General features: G+C 56.9%; 19 protein-coding genes. 7 read left to right on the forward strand and 12 right to left on the reverse strand.

Features of this window, described 5'->3' with window-relative positions; all coding sequences use genetic code 11:
• Nucleotides 1–41 precede the first annotated feature (41 nt).
• From AC3CHX_RS21085 to AC3CHX_RS21095, 3 genes are all read left to right on the forward strand, one after another.
• Nucleotides 42–242, forward strand: coding sequence for a hypothetical protein (locus AC3CHX_RS21085; RefSeq protein WP_488629953.1), 201 nt, complete (start codon nucleotides 42–44; stop codon nucleotides 240–242).
• 106 nt (nucleotides 243–348) lie between these two features.
• Entirely contained in the window at nucleotides 349–519 is a 171-nt protein-coding gene (locus AC3CHX_RS21090) for a hypothetical protein (RefSeq protein WP_488629954.1), read from the forward strand.
• Between the two features lie 12 nt (nucleotides 520–531).
• Nucleotides 532–1,170 (forward strand): LysE family translocator, encoded by a 639-nt coding sequence (locus tag AC3CHX_RS21095; RefSeq protein WP_488629955.1) that lies wholly within the window; start codon nucleotides 532–534, stop codon nucleotides 1,168–1,170.
• A gap of 88 nt (nucleotides 1,171–1,258) precedes the next feature.
• Here the strand turns inward: AC3CHX_RS21095 and AC3CHX_RS21100 are convergent, their stop codons facing one another.
• The 3 genes from AC3CHX_RS21100 to AC3CHX_RS21110 all read right to left on the reverse strand — a co-directional run bounded on the left by AC3CHX_RS21100 (nucleotide 1,259) and on the right by AC3CHX_RS21110 (nucleotide 2,953).
• On the reverse strand, nucleotides 1,259–1,675 hold the full coding sequence (locus AC3CHX_RS21100) for a hypothetical protein (protein WP_488629956.1): 417 nt from the start codon (nucleotides 1,673–1,675) through the stop codon (nucleotides 1,259–1,261).
• 279 nt (nucleotides 1,676–1,954) lie between these two features.
• Nucleotides 1,955–2,356 carry a DUF1801 domain-containing protein gene (locus tag AC3CHX_RS21105; protein ID WP_488629957.1) on the reverse strand — a complete coding sequence of 134 codons (402 nt, stop codon included), beginning with the start codon at nucleotides 2,354–2,356 and terminating at the stop codon, nucleotides 1,955–1,957.
• Nucleotides 2,357–2,491: 135 nt separating this feature from the next.
• The gene (locus AC3CHX_RS21110; protein ID WP_488629958.1) at nucleotides 2,492–2,953 is read right to left on the reverse strand and encodes a cupin domain-containing protein; all 462 of its coding nucleotides are present in this window, start codon (nucleotides 2,951–2,953) and stop codon (nucleotides 2,492–2,494) included.
• Between the two features lie 55 nt (nucleotides 2,954–3,008).
• Between AC3CHX_RS21110 and AC3CHX_RS21115 the strand changes: the two genes are divergently transcribed.
• Together AC3CHX_RS21115 and AC3CHX_RS21120 are read left to right on the forward strand one after the other, a co-directional pair.
• The gene (locus AC3CHX_RS21115; protein WP_488629959.1) at nucleotides 3,009–3,479 is read left to right on the forward strand and encodes a MarR family winged helix-turn-helix transcriptional regulator; all 471 of its coding nucleotides are present in this window, start codon (nucleotides 3,009–3,011) and stop codon (nucleotides 3,477–3,479) included.
• Between the two features lie 152 nt (nucleotides 3,480–3,631).
• Nucleotides 3,632–4,441, forward strand: coding sequence for a ParB N-terminal domain-containing protein (locus tag AC3CHX_RS21120; RefSeq protein WP_488629960.1), 810 nt, complete (start codon nucleotides 3,632–3,634; stop codon nucleotides 4,439–4,441).
• A 119-nt stretch (nucleotides 4,442–4,560) separates the two neighbouring features.
• On the opposite strand, the gene AC3CHX_RS21125 is transcribed toward AC3CHX_RS21120, so the two are convergent.
• Entirely contained in the window at nucleotides 4,561–4,977 is a 417-nt protein-coding gene (locus AC3CHX_RS21125) for a PaaI family thioesterase (RefSeq protein ID WP_488629961.1), read from the reverse strand.
• Between the two features lie 328 nt (nucleotides 4,978–5,305).
• Here AC3CHX_RS21125 and panB point away from each other — a divergent pair, with 328 nt between their 5' ends.
• The gene (panB, locus tag AC3CHX_RS21130; protein WP_488629962.1) at nucleotides 5,306–6,136 is read left to right on the forward strand and encodes a 3-methyl-2-oxobutanoate hydroxymethyltransferase; all 831 of its coding nucleotides are present in this window, start codon (nucleotides 5,306–5,308) and stop codon (nucleotides 6,134–6,136) included.
• 371 nt (nucleotides 6,137–6,507) lie between these two features.
• Here panB and AC3CHX_RS21135 read toward each other — a convergent pair whose 3' ends face one another.
• From AC3CHX_RS21135 to AC3CHX_RS21145, 3 genes are all read right to left on the reverse strand, one after another.
• On the reverse strand, nucleotides 6,508–6,939 hold the full coding sequence (locus tag AC3CHX_RS21135) for an MAPEG family protein (RefSeq protein ID WP_488629963.1): 432 nt from the start codon (nucleotides 6,937–6,939) through the stop codon (nucleotides 6,508–6,510).
• A gap of 232 nt (nucleotides 6,940–7,171) precedes the next feature.
• Nucleotides 7,172–8,002, reverse strand: coding sequence for a class I SAM-dependent methyltransferase (locus AC3CHX_RS21140; RefSeq protein WP_488629964.1), 831 nt, complete (start codon nucleotides 8,000–8,002; stop codon nucleotides 7,172–7,174).
• A gap of 90 nt (nucleotides 8,003–8,092) precedes the next feature.
• On the reverse strand, nucleotides 8,093–9,052 hold the full coding sequence (locus tag AC3CHX_RS21145) for a hypothetical protein (RefSeq protein WP_488629965.1): 960 nt from the start codon (nucleotides 9,050–9,052) through the stop codon (nucleotides 8,093–8,095).
• Nucleotides 9,053–9,185: 133 nt separating this feature from the next.
• Here AC3CHX_RS21145 and AC3CHX_RS21150 point away from each other — a divergent pair, with 133 nt between their 5' ends.
• A complete protein-coding gene (locus AC3CHX_RS21150) occupies nucleotides 9,186–10,154 on the forward strand; it encodes an AraC family transcriptional regulator (protein WP_488629966.1) in 969 nt (322 codons plus the stop codon).
• 12 nt (nucleotides 10,155–10,166) lie between these two features.
• Here the strand turns inward: AC3CHX_RS21150 and AC3CHX_RS21155 are convergent, their stop codons facing one another.
• The 5 genes from AC3CHX_RS21155 to AC3CHX_RS21175 all read right to left on the reverse strand — a co-directional run bounded on the left by AC3CHX_RS21155 (nucleotide 10,167) and on the right by AC3CHX_RS21175 (nucleotide 15,575).
• Nucleotides 10,167–10,325 (reverse strand): hypothetical protein, encoded by a 159-nt coding sequence (locus AC3CHX_RS21155; protein WP_488629967.1) that lies wholly within the window; start codon nucleotides 10,323–10,325, stop codon nucleotides 10,167–10,169.
• A gap of 192 nt (nucleotides 10,326–10,517) precedes the next feature.
• On the reverse strand, nucleotides 10,518–12,116 hold the full coding sequence (locus AC3CHX_RS21160) for a L,D-transpeptidase family protein (RefSeq protein WP_488629968.1): 1,599 nt from the start codon (nucleotides 12,114–12,116) through the stop codon (nucleotides 10,518–10,520).
• Nucleotides 12,117–12,295: 179 nt separating this feature from the next.
• The gene (mepK, locus tag AC3CHX_RS21165) at nucleotides 12,296–12,883 is read right to left on the reverse strand and encodes a peptidoglycan L,D-endopeptidase MepK (protein WP_488629969.1); all 588 of its coding nucleotides are present in this window, start codon (nucleotides 12,881–12,883) and stop codon (nucleotides 12,296–12,298) included.
• 142 nt (nucleotides 12,884–13,025) lie between these two features.
• Entirely contained in the window at nucleotides 13,026–13,814 is a 789-nt protein-coding gene (locus tag AC3CHX_RS21170) for an SDR family NAD(P)-dependent oxidoreductase (RefSeq protein ID WP_488629970.1), read from the reverse strand.
• Nucleotides 13,815–13,829: 15 nt separating this feature from the next.
• Nucleotides 13,830–15,575, reverse strand: a complete 1,746-nt coding sequence (locus tag AC3CHX_RS21175; RefSeq protein WP_488629971.1) for an IlvD/Edd family dehydratase — start codon at nucleotides 15,573–15,575, stop codon at nucleotides 13,830–13,832.
• Between the last annotated feature and the right edge of the window lie 53 nt (nucleotides 15,576–15,628).

Consider the following 15,628-nt stretch of genomic DNA (forward strand, 5'->3'; position numbering starts at 1 on the left):
CATTGCAGTTTTAAGGATTTGATCACTTCAGGAGGATTATTATGAAATGGGCAGGTATGTATCTCGCAGGTTTTCTTGTCCTGATTTGCGGTCTTCTGGCGGCGCTCTGGAAATTGGGTATTCTGGCCAGCATCGGCACAACGTGGACAGTGATCGGCGTCGTGATCGCGATCGGCATTGGCGTCATGCTTGCAGTGTCCAATAGCGGCAGCAAAGAAAACATCCAGATCGACCGCAAATGAGCGGCTCGTGCATGGTGCCTGGTTGAATTGCGACCATTAGCCAACGAACGGACAGCAGAAGCTTCACGACCCAACGCGGCACTGGGTTAGCCTCCGAGCCAATCCCGTGGCGCATCGCTATGCCAGCGCCGCGCTCGATACCGCCGATCGGCAGGAAACTGCGGTAGCGCGAGCGAAGAACGTGCGGCTTGAAGAGAAGACACAAGGGATAGGAATTGAAAAAGATGGTGCATGCTATGCTTCTGATTCCGAAATTTTTGTTATTTTCTCGCGATAAAGGTAAACGCAAATGACCCCATCGACCGCAATTGCAGGAATCCTCGGCACACTGTTGGTTGGCGCGATAAGCCCAGGGCCCAGCTTCGTCGTTGTCGCCCGAAGCGCCATCGGCCTATCACGTCGCGACGGCTTGGCAACCGCTGTCGGCATGGGTCTGGGAGGCGTTTTCTTCAGTGGTATTGCATTGGCCGGACTGTATACTTTGTTGGCGGCTGTCGGATGGCTTTACATTAGTCTCAAAGTGGCAGGTGGCTTGTACCTGATTTACCTTGCGTCAAGAATTTGGCGGGGCGCGTCCACCCCGCTTACAGTTGACAACGTCCAGTCGGAAGGAGAGCAGAATTTGTGGAAATCCTTCTGGGTTGGGCTTAGCACGCAGCTGAGCAATCCGAAGACAGCGATTTTCTACAGTAGTATCTTTGCGGCAATGCTTCCGCAGCATACGCCTTTGTGGTTCTATGTCGCTCTCCCCCCGTTAGTTTTTATGGTTGAAGCCGGGTGGTATACAAGTGTCGCGTTGTGCTTCTCCAGTAGGCGTCCGCGTGAGCTTTATTTGAAAGCAAAGGCATGCGTCGACCGCGTCGCTGCCGGTGCAATCGCGGCTCTTGGACTCAGGTTGATATTTACGGCTCACAAAGCTGGAATGTGACCCCGGTGCAATAGAAAACATCCATCCGAAAAGAAAAATGGCGCGACGCCGATACGGTCATCCCGCCATCATTTTTTCACCACTGTTGTTATCGGCAGTACAGCGTGACGGTTCCACCTTCGCGGGTCCGTACGCGCAATGTCGGTCCATCACCACAACGATAGGCTACATCGAGTTGCTTCACACGACCTGGAGCAGGATCGCCGCACAGATCATTGTTCGCTGCGATCGAAACGTTGCGGCGCCGGCCGATGGCATTCTGCATTGCATCCCGTGCATCGCATGTTGCTCCGCGCAAACCGTAATCGGCTCTCTCAACGAGAATTCGTCCCGCCGGTCCGCCTTGTTGTTCCTGGCTACTTTGCGCCTCGGACCCATCGCGATAACCCTGATCATAACCGCGCTGATATTCACGGCTCTGAGCGAAGGCCGTTACCGACATGGCGGAAAGGGTGAGAAAGCCAAGGGCGCACAGAACGCCTTTGCTTGCGAATTTAATGTCCATTTCTTTCTCCTTCAGTTGGCGAATGAATACTGTACATAATAATCCGCAGGACTTCTGTGCGGTAGCACTCCAATGGCTCGGGTTGATTATCATAGCAACGCTCACAGATGCATAGCTTGTCAGCGCGTAAAGGAAATGATGCTTTCTCGAATGATCGCTGATTGTTGAACTCAGTTCTTCGCGAATGGCGCAATTTGCGCCGATAGGAGACGCTATTCCGTAAACCTAATCTCAGGGATGGCCTTAGCAGCACACTTACCTATACTCCGTCCCCGGCCGCTAAGTGGCTGAAGACGTGTTCAGTGCCACGGCGGCGCGTATGAGCGCCTTCAAGTCCTTTTCATCAATCTTGTCGCCCTCATGGAAATCGATGGCACGCCTGGTGTTGCCTTCGAGGCTGGCGTTGAAGAGGCCTGAAGGGTCGTCCAACGAGGCACCCTTGGCGAAGGTCAACTTCACGACCTTGTTGTAAGTCTCACCGGTACAGATAATTCCGGCGTGCGACCACACTGGAACCCCTCTCCACTTCCACTCTTCGACCACTTCGGGGTCGGCCTTCTTGATGAGAACCCGGACACGAGCGAGCGTCTCGCCCCGCCAATCACCCAGCTCTTTGATTCTCGCATCTATCAGTTGAGTGGGAGAGTCCCCACCTTTTTCGTCCTTCGTGCCGTTCTTCATGGTTGTTCAGTGTTTGGTATGTAATTGGGGAAGCGCGCATTGGCTCTGTGTCTGCAATTGGCCGGTTCGCGACCGTCACAGATCGACCCTGAGCTGACATCCAACGTATGAGATCGGTCGTTCGGCATCTGGTAGTCAGTGCTGTGGCGCTCCCGGGGGCACTACTGGCACCAGCCCGAATTTCTGCATCGTTGCCATGAGCCTGACCGGGTCAGGCGGTCCACCGGCATTAATAATCGTTCCCACTTCGCGGAAATACTGCGACCCGATATCTGGTGTGTTGATCACAAGCGCCCGCGCCACGACGGCGTGCGGGTTGCTAAAGCCGTGCACCACGCCGCGCGGCGTATCCATAGAGTCGCCTGGCTGCAGGTCGCGCGTCTCCCTACCCACGGTATAGCGCAGTGTCCCTTCGAGCACATACACCAGTTCTTCATTGGCGACGTGGCTGTGCGGCGGCGGCACATTGGAGCCCGGCGGCACGCGTAGCTCGAAGCTGCCCATTTGGCAGCCATTGCCAGCCTCCTGCAAGTACCGGATTTCCAGTTGCCCGACGCGGATGACGTCCTGAGCGGCTGGCGAATGGGCTTCATTCATGGCAAACTCCTTTTGTAAAAAATCTTTACTTTCAATATACGAAATCCTTACAGTAATGTCAAAAGCCAAAACAAGTCCCGCGGGGAAACTGAAGCAGCAGGCGGTTACACCCCTGATCGGCGCGCTGCTGCGCCTGCCTCATGAGGTCGTCGTGGCCCGAATGCTCGCGGCGCTCAACGCCAATGGCTTTGAAATCACCCTCACCGAACTGGGCGTGTTTCTGTACCCGGGCCCCGACGGACGCCGCCCGATTGATCTGGCCCGGCAGTGCAACATGACCCGCCAAGCCATGAACTACGTGCTGGTGGGCTTGGAGCAGCGCGGCTACATCGAGCGCCGTGCCGGGCCTAATGCTGCGGCGCGAGTGGTGCGCACGACAGACAGGGGCTGGGAAATGGTTGCGCAGATCCAAATTTGCGTGGCCGGGATCGAGCAGGAATGGGCTGCGCATATCGGCGCGCAGCGGTTCAATGCCTTGCGCGAGACGCTACATGACTTGTCGCTGTGGCTCGGAAAGCTCGTTTGAGGATGTGCACGCTCCGAATCCAGAAGGTTCACATATCGCCGCCTGGCTTGTCGTCGATCTGCGCCAATTCTTAAAAATGCAGGATTGCCGTGTGGCGTAAAACGGCGGCGCTGCGTACACTACCCGCGCTATCATTTTATTTCTTCTGAACCATGACCATCACTATCAACGAAGACCTCCGTGCCTATATCGATCCGTTGACCGAAGACGAATTCGCTGCGCTGGAACGCAGCCTGCTGTCCGAAGGATGCCGCGACGCGCTGGTGTTGTGGGGCGATCTTCTGGTGGACGGACACAACCGCTACGGTATCTGCCAGAAGCACGAAATCCCTTTTAATACCATGCAGAACGACACGTTCCAATCCATGGACGATGTGCACCTGTGGATGATAGACAATCACCTTGGGCGGCGCAGCGTATCGGATTTTCAACGCGGCGTGCTCGCACTACGCAAGAAAGAGATCGTGTCGGCGCGCGTGGCGCAGACGCAAGCCCAGCGGCCGGCCGCAGAACTGGCGGGGGCCGATGTCTCCGTCCAGTCCGGGGGCGAGCCAGCGTGGACGCGGGAGGCTGTTGCGCGTGCCGCGCGGGTGAGCAGCGCGACCTTGGGGCAAATCGAGAAAATCCAGAAGACAGCTGCGCCCGAGCTGGTCGGCGCCGTAAAGTCGGGTGTAATTTCCATCAATGCTGCGGCCGCCGTAGCTACCTTGCCTAGCGAGCAGCAGATCGCGGCTGTCGCCGGCGGCAAGAAGGAACTGCGCCAGGCGGCAAGGCAGGTGCGTGAGGCCCGGCTGCCGCCCAAGCCCGAACCGGAGGCCCCGCCGAGCGACGCCACGCCCGATCAAATGGAAATTTACCGTTTGACGCTATTGGTCGCTGAACTCACCGACGAGCGCGATCAATTGAAAAAGAAGGTGCAGCACTTGACCATTGCGCTTACGGAGGCGCGCAGCCAACAATAGTGCGCTGCGCGTATCTTCGTGAATGGCAGAGCCAAACCGGCCGGTCAATGCAGCGGAAAGCAGACGTTCAACTTTGAGCAAGCGAGGGGAACGGCTTGCCAAATTTGTGAAGATACGCGTCAGGCACGGACATTGACGATCGTTGCCTGCATGATGGCAACCACTTTCCAGGCGGTTCCCGATAAGGCTCGGACTTCTCCTGTGCAGACAGTAAGCAGCTTACCCGAAGTCTGTACCTTTCCGATTGCCAGGAATCGTTCGCCAATCGCAGGTCGCACGAAGTTGATCTTGAACTCGGCTGTAACAACCTCGCACTCGAACGGTGCCTTGGTCAACGCCGCGTACCCACATGCACTGTCAACAATACTTGTTATTGCGCCAGCGTGAACATAGCCGTGCTGCTGGGAAAGCTGCGTGGAAAATGGCAATTCTATTTGCACCTCGCCATCTACGACTGAGACAAGCTGCGCGCCGAGGGTCGCCATAAGGCCTTGCGATTTGAAGCTGACTGCGATCCGTTCTTGAATGTCATTCATGGGAAAGTGGCCTCTTGATGGGATCCTGCATGACGCCTAACGGTTATTAGACGGACCGAATATTCATGCAGACATTATGCATAAGGAAACCCATCTCCAGCAAGGAAGCGGACTTGGCTTAGCCGGCGTAATAACCCAAAGCGCCGCGCTGCCTTGGACCCACGAAGATTCCGGCCTTTTCGGTTATCATCACTCCCCATTCCGATCTTGAGCATCGGGCAAGACGGATAGCTTGAACCCGATTGAGCATGGTCAGGACTTCGACCTGCCGCTCGGGCGCATCGGCAACACGCGGCAAGTGTGAATTTTTCAACATTAAGGAACGACGATGTCTGGATATCTGCAGGAACGCGAAGGCACTGTGCGGAGCAAAGTGGTCACCGCGCCATCGCTACTAGCCATGCGCGGTGCTGGCGAAAAGATTGCGACGCTGACCTGCTACGACGCCAGCTTTGCGGCACTTATGGACCGCTGTGGCGTTGATTTGTTGCTCGTGGGAGACTCACTCGGCAATGTCTTGCAGGGACACAGTACGACATTGCCGGTGACGATTGCGGATATTGCTTATCACACGGCATGTGCCGCGCGCGGAAACCAGACTGCGCTGCTGGCCGCAGACATGCCATTTGGCAGCTATGCCACACCGCAGTCGGCATTCGACAATGCAGTGAAACTGATGCAGGCAGGTGCGCAGATGGTCAAGCTTGAAGGAGGCGCCTGGCTGGTCGATACCGTAAAATTCCTCACCGAGCGTGGCGTACCGGTATTCGCCCATCTCGGCCTGACGCCGCAGGCCGTGCATCAACTGGGCGGATTCAAGGTGCAGGGAAAAACAGCGGAAAGCGCAGAGCGACTGAAAGCCGATGCAATGGCGCTCCAGGCAGCCGGCGCAACGCTGCTCCTCCTTGAAGCCATTCCGACCGCGTTGGGCAAGGAAGTGACGGAGATGCTGACCATTCCGACCATCGGCATTGGCGCCGGCCCGGATTGCTCGGGACAAGTGCTTGTGATGCACGACATGCTGGACGTATTCCCCGGCAAGAAGGCGCGCTTCGTGCGTAACTTCATGGAAGGACAGTCGAGCATTGAAGGCGCGATCCGCGCCTATATCAAGGCAGTCAAGGACAAGTCCTTCCCTGCCCCGGAACACTGCTTTTAGACGGCCGCCAAGGCGACCGGCTGGAAACGTCCCAAACGGCCAATCAAAGCAGAAACGGTCAGTCGTATCCAGTTGGTGAATTGCCTCTGATGGCTAGTTGCCGTCTTTGAGATGCGTCTCCACATGCCGTCAGTCGCAGCACCAAATCAAAAACAAAACATCGCAGGGGAAACGAGTGAGCGGAATGCATCCCGGATAGATGTAGACGTTGTCGCATAAAATAATACCGGATCAAACCTGCGCCATTTTTTTGCCGGAAATCGGGCTGGGAAGGGGTTTTTCTACAGCATCAACGTTCCGGTTCAGCGGCCGCGCGCTGCTACATTTACCTCGGCACCTTATCCATAGCGGTCCGCTGCAACCAGTTGTTATTATGCAATTCCAGTGTGCGTGACGACGATGATTCCAACCAACCACAGATAGCAGACAAACTGCACGAAAAAAAACGCAAAGCGCACTGCTGCTACGGTGTTAGTGTGGACGAGGCATACGTGCACTAGCGATTGAAAAATCCGGGCGACCAGGACCGTCGTTGCCAGGGCGTCGACCAGCGGGCTCGCCACGTTACCAACGTAGAGTCCAAAGACAATCGCGCCGAACACCGGAAGATTTTCGATGCAGTTCGCGTGAGCCCGCGTCGCGCGCCGATACCATTCCTCCCCCCCAGTGGCGTCAGCCGGGAAATTCCGGATGGCCGCCCGTCCGCTAAGAATGCGACTCCAGCGATAAATCCCAATCGTGAAAAGCAGCAAGAGCGCCGTCCACGTTGCGAATCCCAGCATCATCCATACCGGCACAGTCATAGATAACCCTCCTGATACGGATTTGACGCATAACGTTGTGTTGAGCCGCGCGCGGCTTCTTGCGCGTCCGCTCCCGCTAAAGTCAGGAGTTCTGTCGGAATTGCCGTATTGAAGTCTGAACGCACTCTGCGCGTCAGAAGGCAATCGCTCCAGATAAGTAAGACAGTCGTCCCGTGTGCCGAAGCCACATTGCGTGGAGCGCGAGTAGTCACGATCGATGATCTCGACAAGTTCAAAAGCCGTTGCCTTTGCCGACGGCAACCGTCACGCGTAAATAAGTCGCCGGAATAGACGTTGTGTCCTTTTTAGAGCTTTTGTTTTGGCTGTTGAACAGATATTCCAGCTCTCGTTGCAAATCGTCGGACCGGCCGTTTTTTTCTGCTGCTTCAAAAGCATTCATTGTCGGCCCATAGAACTTCCTGAATGCATCTACAAACTTTGATGGCATGTCGGGAAATTCAAAGGTATAGGCATCTCTTGCGAAGGAAATATTCTCCCTTGGTATTCCCGCGCCTGAAAATCGTTCAATCACGTTGTATTCGACCCCCCAAGTCATGGGGCTTATGAAGCCTACCGGCGGCGGTGGCGAGTAATTGGCGCTGATCTTCAGGATTTGGGCCACCAATGTCGGGTCATTGGGAATCCAGTTCCCCATCTCGATCCTGCCGCCCGGTCGACAGACACGCACCATCTCCTTGGCCACATCAAACGGCTGGGGCGCAAACATGGCGCCAAAGATGCTAACGACCAAGTCAAAAGAATCATCTCTCAGTTCGTGAAGGTTGGACGCATCGCCCTCTTGAAACCTACAATTCTTCAAGCCCTCTTCATTTGCGCGTCTGTTCCCGGCCGCGACCAGATTGCCGGCAATATCTACACCCAGAACGTCCGCTCCGAGCCTGGCTTCCGGCAGTGCAGTCGTACCGTCGCCGCATCCCAGGTCCAGCACCTTTAAACCTTTGGTGATTCCAAGTGCTTTAACGAGTGACTCCCCACTCTTCCTCATGCTTTGCGCGATGCGCGTAAAGTCGCCTTTTTCCCAAAGTGCCTTGTTTGCATTCATTGCCGTACTCCTGTTCTTGGGTTGCCTTGATTCGCTCATGCAACGGGTAATGTTGCCGGCGCAGCGAGTGCCTGCGCCGGCTTCGACACTTCAGTGCGCCGTGACGTGCCGCAGAATCGGTGTGAGAGCTACAGCAATGCGTTCGCTCTGGGCTCGGTTAATGAGGCTGCCGAGCGTCTTGGCGAAGTGCGGCTCCTGAACGCCCGAAACGATGTACTGCCATCGGTAGGCCTTGAACAGGGCGTCCTTCACCCGCACCAGTTCGGCGTCGGAGAGCGTCTGGCCACAAATGGCGGCGAAGTACGCTGCGTCGGCATCCGATTGCGCCTGCAATATTCCGTCTACCGCGCCAACCAGTTCGATCAGGTCAGTCACCCCCTGGTCGCGAGCTTCCGGTGCGAGCTTCGCATCCTCGCGGATCCATTCAAGCTCGTCCAGGATCGCGTGCTGCGACTCCTCTTTCCAGTGGAAGAGGAAAACGTCCTTCCAAAGCTCCGAGAGGTTCTCGTCCGTGCCGATGCTTTCCCGGTAGTGTTTCTGGGTGAAAAGCTCGATGTGGCAGGTGAGCGCGAGCACCGCCCACGTCGACTTTCCAAGGACAAAGCCTGCAATGCCGTCCGGCTCAGGCACAAACGTGTAACCGGACGGCATGCCCGCGGCCATCATCTGCTCGAGGCACCGAAACAGTTTCTGATGCTTAAGTTCCTCGTCGCTGAAGCGGACGAGTGCCTCAAGCGCGACTTGATCGCCAAGCCAGTGGTCGCGGCCGATCTCAAGTACTTTCGCATTGATGAACCGCTCGACGAGCCCGAATATGTTCGCGTAAGAACGCCCCTGGATCTGGCTCAACAGGCGCTTTTCGGTTTCCGAAAGAAAGTCGAGCTGGCTCACCCGCGAAAGGCCGTCGGGCAGAAATTTCTTCGAGAAGTCGAAGTTACGCCCCCGGATCACGTCCTTGTCGATGTCCCAGCGGATGCGCTTGGACGCCTCGATGGCCTTGGCGTACCGCGATGGTTGCGTCGTTTGAACAGCCTGTTTTGCGTCATTCATTTTGCTTACTCCTTTAACAAAGTTGGGCGACAATTCGCTGTAAGTGCAATGATGCTCAGGAAGGAAGATAAAATCCTGTCCAACCGTCCGAGGTTCTTGACCAAATCTCTTTTTCCGCCTCAAGGGAATCCCCATGGACGTACTTTCTGATGTGCTGCGCACGATTCGTATGCAAGGCGCGATATTTCTCAATGCCGAGTGCCATGAGCCATGGTGCGTGGACGTTCCGCAGGCTTCCGAATTGGCCCGTGTGCTCAAGCCGGGAGCGCGCAGCCTCGCTATTTGTCACGCCGTTCTGGAAGGCAGGTGCTGGGTGCAATTGCCCGACGGTGAGGCTGTCGCCTTGCATGCAGGAGATGTGGCGACGATACCTCACGGTGACTCTCACATCATCGGCAGCGGCCTGCACCATGCGCCCGTCAGCATTGACCATGTTGTGCAAATCAAAGGGCCTCAACTGAGTCCCATTCGATACGGAGGCGAAGGGAACCGCACGGTCTTGATGTGCGGGTGGTTCGCGTATGAACAGGACATACCAAACCCGCTGGTGGAAACCTTACCTAGGCTTTTCCGATCGGCTATCGGACAGAGACCTTCCGGTCCGTGGATCGAGCAGTCGCTGAGATACGCCGTGGGAGAGGCTGCAGCCGGCCAACCCGGGTCCGGTGCTGTGGCGACAAAAGTGGCCGAATCCTTGTTTGTCGAGACCCTCCGCGACTATATCGAATCCCTGCCCCCGAGACATCTGGGCTGGCTTGCCGGCCTTCGCGATCCGCAGATTGGCAAATGTCTCAGCCTGATGCACGACCATCCGGCCAAAGACTGGTCCGTTGAAACCCTTGCCGGGGAAGTACACGTTTCACGCAGCGTCCTGGCTCAACGATTCAACGAACTTGTAGGGATGCCGCCAATTCAATACCTCATACGCTGGCGACTCGCCATGGCTGCGCGACTCCTGCGCAGTGAGCCCATCAGCCTGAGTCGCGTTACCGAAGCAATTGGATATGAATCTGAAGCTTCGTTCAGCCGGGCATTCAAAAAGGAGTTTGGCGTTGCTCCCGGGCAATGGCGCAACGGGAAGGAGGCAACGCGTTCCGATTAGGGCGACGATCCGTCAACTCGGCGGCTTGGGTGCCGATGCTGCGTCCATTGCAGACGTCTCCGTAAACCGTGGCACCGTGCCGATATTAGTGCGCTGCAACCGTCCGCTTTCCCAATCGCTGACCGACCGGAACGGATCGCCTGAGCCTTCGTCCAGAGTGGAAGCTGACATTGAGGTGATCCAAGTAGCGGAATAATCGCGAACGGCCGCAGTGGCCGATTATGGAATGGACCGGTCATCGGGTATGCAAATATCAGCAGGCAGCTCCCAGTCTTGAACCGCCATTCGCGCCGAAATCCCCAGCGGCCGTTCATGGCCGTTTTGCACCGGTCACGACCGGCTGAGCTCCACCCACGCGGTCACTCACATTTGATGCTGAACACCTTCCGGCGCATTGCGCGTAAGGCTGCTTTTCTTGCTCAATGCAGCATCAAGCAATTTATCGTGGCCGTAAATGTCTTGAAAGAAATAGACTTTCCCATCGTTTTTGACAATCGCCGTGCCATAGGCAATCACCACCGGCAATGGCTGCTTCAGGCGAATCGTCTTCGAGGTCCCGCTTGTCATGGCATCGCGGATGCGCTGCTCAGTCCATTCCGGCTGATCTTGCAGGACAAACCTGGCCAGCGACACCGGATCTTCCACTCTGATGCAGCCATGACTGAAATCTCGCCGGTCACGCCTGAAGAGTTGTGGCGCGGGTGTGTGGTGAAGGTAAATATTCTCGTTGTTAGGAAAAATGAATTTGATGTCGCCCAATGCATTTTTTGGCCCCGGGCGCTGGCGAATACGCAGTTTTCCGCTTAGCACCGCGCCCAGATTCGCCTCGGACAATGTCGAAATAACCCGGCCGCCGCCATCGACGAACTCCAGGCCCTCGCTATTGAAATAAGCAGGGTTATGACGTAGCTTCGGCACGGTTTCGGCTTTGGCAATCGAGGGCGGAATGTTCCAGTAAGGACTGAATTCTATGAAGCGCATCTCCTCAAAAAAAACCGGAGTGCGCGTATCCAGCGCCTTGCCGACGATGACATTCATCCGCACCTTCATATCGATCTGGCCGTCGTTAATCTCGTAAGCACGCAGGACGAACTCCGGCACATTCACCACAATCATCCGGTGCCCCAACAGCAAGGGCGTCCAGCGCAGGCGTTCCAGCGTCAGCCCGATCTGGCGCACGCGCGCAGCCATCGGGGTATTGATCTGTTCAAAGGTGCCGCTGCCAATGACCCCATCCGCCGTCAGCCCGTGACGGCTCTGAAACGCCTTGACGCCATCGACCAGGGCGGCCTCGTAGCGTGCCGGAATCTTTGCCTCTGCCGGCATATCCCCGAGCGCCATCAGTTTCTGCGCCAACTCTGAAGTGCCGACGTAGGCCTGGCCAGGTGCAATTTTATTTCCTGGCATAGTGGGAAGCCGATGCTGGAAAGCCGGGTCGCTTTCAAGCGCGCGGTACTTCGCCAGCGCTTGCTGCAGGGCAACGTAGAGTGGCAACTTTGGTGCTGCAGCGCGGGTGGCAGTCGTGAGCGTATGGCTGGCAACGGCTTCTCTTACATAGATGGCAGGATTGAGTTGCTTCGATGGCGCTGTAAACGACGCATGAACATCACGCGGATCCACCCGGCCATAGTGAATATCTGAAATAAAATGTTCTACGGCCTGTGTCAGCACGCCCGAGAGCGTTGCTTGCCCGGAAGCCGGGATGGGTGCTTCAGAAGCCTTGTTCACGGCTTGCGCAAGGGAGTCCGCTGAATAGTCATTTGGATTCAGGCCGTCCGCATCAGCCATCTTCAGGATTTGCACGGCCTCAAGGGCATCGGCAGTAGGACGTCCATCGGCGAACCAGGCGGGAAGATTGTTCGCGAACGCTGTACTGGCATTTCCCAGCACGAAGCCAAGCAACACAAACAGCAAGCATTGGCGAGTCCAGTTGTGAAGAACTGCCGTGTTGACTGGTTTCATGAATAGTTCGTACTTTACGGTTGGAGGCTTTGATTCGATGCCAGCTTTTTGGCGAATGCCATATTCTGGAGCGCGGTTGATGATGAAAAGGGGGAAATGCGCTTGAGGAATTACTATTGGTTTTGCCGGCTCCCTTGAACCGGACATTCCGGATGACCGTCATCCTTCGATCTGAAACGTCACCAGGTGCGCACGCGGCCAACATCCACATGCACAAAATCGGAGGCAGGGTAATAGCCCACGCCGCCGCCATTCAGCGCGATGGCAGCCCGGCGCACATCAGCCAGATTGCGCCCCGGCACACGAATATCTATGGCAAGCCCGTCCATATGCAGGCTGTGTTGCGCCACGCCGCTGCTTTTTTTCGACAGCATGGCGTTGGTAGCGGGTGAGCGGTAGCCGGAAATGACATGAAAGCGCTCGTTCGTGACCAGCGCAGCCGACAGCAGGCACAGCAAATCCAGTAATCGGGCATCGATGGGACTGACGTCGCCTGAACGGTGGTCGCGGAGGATGCGATAGATGTCCCTTAGCCCTTCGGGCTGGTACGCACCATCCGCCCAATACACGGTGTTTATTTGCTCGTCCGTATGGGTATTGTAAAAACCCAGTTTGCGCTCTGGCGCGGAAACCGCCGACAACGACGCGAAGCTCCTTCCGGGCAGGCTGGCTGCGGCAAGCACCAGCGCGCCGGCCTGCAGGATGCCGCGTCGGCTGAGTACGGTCTTGCCGATCGGCATAGCGGCATCTCGGCTGAATGGTTGCATGGCAGTCCCTTGGCGGCTAGAGCGGCTTCTCCAGCAACTTCTCGCAGTATTCTATGCGTATTCACGCCTGTTTAGTAAATCCTTTGACCGTGATGAATATCGCTACTCTGCGCATCACGGCTGAAGTGATTTCAGAAAAACATCAACTCCACCCGGCATCCACCACAAACTCCTGCGCCGTACACATCACACTATCGTCCGCGGCCAGAAACAACACCATCCGTGCCAGATGCCAAGGCAACAATTTACCCGGCAAACACTGGTTGCGTTGAATGTCCTCCTCACCTTTTTCATCCAGCCACAAAGCGCTTTGACGTTCGGTAATCACCCAACCCGGCGTCACCGTATTGACCCGAATATTATGCGGCCCCAGATCGCGCGCCAAACCGCGCGTCAAACCGATCACGGCAGCTTTGGCGCTAACGTAGGCTGGATAACCGCCATTCGAAATATGCCAGCTGATCGAACTGAAATTGATGATGGAGCCGCCCCCTTTTTTCTTCATGCCGGGCAATACCGACTGGCAAGTGAAAAACAGCGGCCGCTGGTTGATCGCGATACTGTTATCCCAGTACTCGACGCTCACGTCTTCAAACCGATGCCGCGCATCGTTGGCGGCATTGTTCACCAGCACATCGAAATCACCGAGCTCCTGCGCGAGTGATTGAATGGTCGCTTGCAACAAGGGGATATCGCGAATATCGCAATGACGAAACAGCGGCGCCCGCAGGCCGGCAGCGGCCAGCCGCGCGCATAGCACCTCGCTGGCCTCGGTGGCGATATCGACGAAAGCGACCAGCGCGCCCTGCTCGGCAAACGCGCTGACCAGCGCCTCGCCGATGCCGCTGCCGCCACCTGTAATGAATACGCGCTTGCCCTTCAGACTCGGGTATTGCGCCAGATCCTTGCATGCTTTTTTTAGTGCTGACATAGTTGCTCCAAATTTTCAATGCGAGTGTTTCGGCACCGCTGAACCGCGACAGCCGACCAGGAAGTCGAAGTCGCAGCCTTCATCGGCTTGCAACACACGGTCGATGTAGAGCTGTTGATAACCGCCTTTGCCGGATGCGATGCCGGTGTCGGCGGCGGCCCGTGCGATCTGGCGCTCTGCCATTTCTGCAGCGCTGATATCCAGATGCAAACGGCCTGCGTGGCAATCCAGCTCGATCCAGTCGCCGTCCTGCACGATGCCCAGCGGACCGCCGGCGGCGGCTTCCGGTGCGACATGCAATACCACGGTGCCGTAGGCGGTGCCGCTCATTCTGGCGTCGGAAATCCGCACCATGTCCTTGACGCCTTGGGCCAACAGTTTTGGCGGCAGTCCCATATTTCCGACTTCGGCCATGCCGGGATAGCCTTTCGGACCGCAGTTTTTCATGACCAGGACCGAGCTCGCATCGACGTCCAGTTCAGGGTCGTTGATACGCGTTTTATAGTGGCTGAAATCTTCAAAAACGACTGCGCGGCCGCGATGTTTCATCAATTCCGGCGAGGCTGCGGACGGTTTCAACACCGCGCCGCGCGGCGCCAGATTGCCGCGCAGGATGCAGATGCCGCCATCGGCAATCAGCGGCTTGTCCAGCGTCCGGATCACTTCGTCGTTATGCACCGGCGCGCTCTGCGTATTTTCCCAGATGGTCTTGCCGTTGACGGTCAATGCATCTTTGTGCGGCAGCAGATTGCCGTCCCCAAGGCGACGCAATACCGCAGGCAAGCCGCCGGCGTAATAGAACTCCTCCATCAGGAACCGGCCCGAAGGCTGCAGATCGACGATGGTCGGAGTGCCGCGGCCGATGCTGGTCCAGTCTTCCAGTTCCAGTTGCACGCCGATGCGGCCGGCAATCGCTTTCAGATGGATCACGGCATTGGTCGAGCCGCCGATGGCGGCGTTGACGCGAATCGCGTTTTCGAATGCCTCACGCGTCAGAATTTTGGAAAGGCGCAGGTCTTCCCACACCATCTCGACAATCCGCATGCCGGACATATGCGCCAGCACATAACGGCGCGCGTCGACTGCCGGAATCGCTGCATTGTGCGGCAGCGAAGTGCCCAGCGCTTCGGCCATGCACGCCATGGTGGAAGCCGTTCCCATCGTGTTGCAGGTGCCAGCCGAACGCGACATGCCCGCTTCGGCCGACATGAAGTCATGCATCGAAATCTGGCCGGCCTTGACCGCTTCGCTGAGTTGCCATACCGCCGTGCCGGAGCCGATATCCTTGCCCTGGTGTTTGCCGTTCAACATCGGGCCGCCGGTCACGACGATGGCCGGGATGTCGCAACTGGCGGCCCCCATCAGCAAGGCCGGCGTGGTTTTGTCGCAACCGACCAGCAGCACCACCGCATCCATCGGATTGCCGCGGATGGATTCCTCGACGTCGATACTCGCCAGATTACGGGTCAGCATCGCGGTCGGGCGCAGATTCGATTCACCATTGGAGAACACCGGGAATTCGACCGGGAAGCCCCCTGCCTCGAGAATGCCGTGCTTGACGTGTTCAGCGATCTTGCGGAAATGGGCATTGCACGGCGTCAGTTCGGACCAGGTATTGCAGATGCCGATAATCGGTTTCCCCTGAAACTCATGATCGGGAATGCCCTGATTCTTCATCCAGCTGCGATACATGAAACCGTTCTTGTCAGCGCCGCCAAACCATTCAGCAGAACGTAATGGGCGTTTTTTGTCGATCGTCATCGTTGGCTTTCTTTTGAATTTGCACAGCATCCTCCGGCTCACCCGGAATGTAA

Source organism: Glaciimonas sp. OK215 (assembly GCF_057787885.1).

Bases quoted from the DNA above. Each gene is read 5' to 3' on its own strand.
- AC3CHX_RS21085 (WP_488629953.1), top strand. From the start codon at position 42: ATGAAATGGGCAGGTATGTATCTCGCAGGTTTTCTTGTCCTGATTTGC.
- AC3CHX_RS21095 (WP_488629955.1), top strand. From the start codon at position 532: ATGACCCCATCGACCGCAATTGCAGGAATCCTCGGCACACTGTTGGTT.
- AC3CHX_RS21100 (WP_488629956.1), bottom strand. From the start codon at position 1,675: ATGGACATTAAATTCGCAAGCAAAGGCGTTCTGTGCGCCCTTGGCTTT.
- AC3CHX_RS21105 (WP_488629957.1), bottom strand. From the start codon at position 2,356: ATGAAGAACGGCACGAAGGACGAAAAAGGTGGGGACTCTCCCACTCAA.
- AC3CHX_RS21110 (WP_488629958.1), bottom strand. From the start codon at position 2,953: ATGAATGAAGCCCATTCGCCAGCCGCTCAGGACGTCATCCGCGTCGGG.
- AC3CHX_RS21115 (WP_488629959.1), top strand. From the start codon at position 3,009: ATGTCAAAAGCCAAAACAAGTCCCGCGGGGAAACTGAAGCAGCAGGCG.
- AC3CHX_RS21120 (WP_488629960.1), top strand. From the start codon at position 3,632: ATGACCATCACTATCAACGAAGACCTCCGTGCCTATATCGATCCGTTG.
- AC3CHX_RS21125 (WP_488629961.1), bottom strand. From the start codon at position 4,977: ATGAATGACATTCAAGAACGGATCGCAGTCAGCTTCAAATCGCAAGGC.
- panB (WP_488629962.1), top strand. From the start codon at position 5,306: ATGTCTGGATATCTGCAGGAACGCGAAGGCACTGTGCGGAGCAAAGTG.
- AC3CHX_RS21135 (WP_488629963.1), bottom strand. From the start codon at position 6,939: ATGACTGTGCCGGTATGGATGATGCTGGGATTCGCAACGTGGACGGCG.
- AC3CHX_RS21140 (WP_488629964.1), bottom strand. From the start codon at position 8,002: ATGAATGCAAACAAGGCACTTTGGGAAAAAGGCGACTTTACGCGCATC.
- AC3CHX_RS21145 (WP_488629965.1), bottom strand. From the start codon at position 9,052: ATGAATGACGCAAAACAGGCTGTTCAAACGACGCAACCATCGCGGTAC.
- AC3CHX_RS21150 (WP_488629966.1), top strand. From the start codon at position 9,186: ATGGACGTACTTTCTGATGTGCTGCGCACGATTCGTATGCAAGGCGCG.
- AC3CHX_RS21155 (WP_488629967.1), bottom strand. From the start codon at position 10,325: ATGTCAGCTTCCACTCTGGACGAAGGCTCAGGCGATCCGTTCCGGTCG.
- AC3CHX_RS21160 (WP_488629968.1), bottom strand. From the start codon at position 12,116: ATGAAACCAGTCAACACGGCAGTTCTTCACAACTGGACTCGCCAATGC.
- mepK (WP_488629969.1), bottom strand. From the start codon at position 12,883: ATGCAACCATTCAGCCGAGATGCCGCTATGCCGATCGGCAAGACCGTA.
- AC3CHX_RS21170 (WP_488629970.1), bottom strand. From the start codon at position 13,814: ATGTCAGCACTAAAAAAAGCATGCAAGGATCTGGCGCAATACCCGAGT.
- AC3CHX_RS21175 (WP_488629971.1), bottom strand. From the start codon at position 15,575: ATGACGATCGACAAAAAACGCCCATTACGTTCTGCTGAATGGTTTGGC.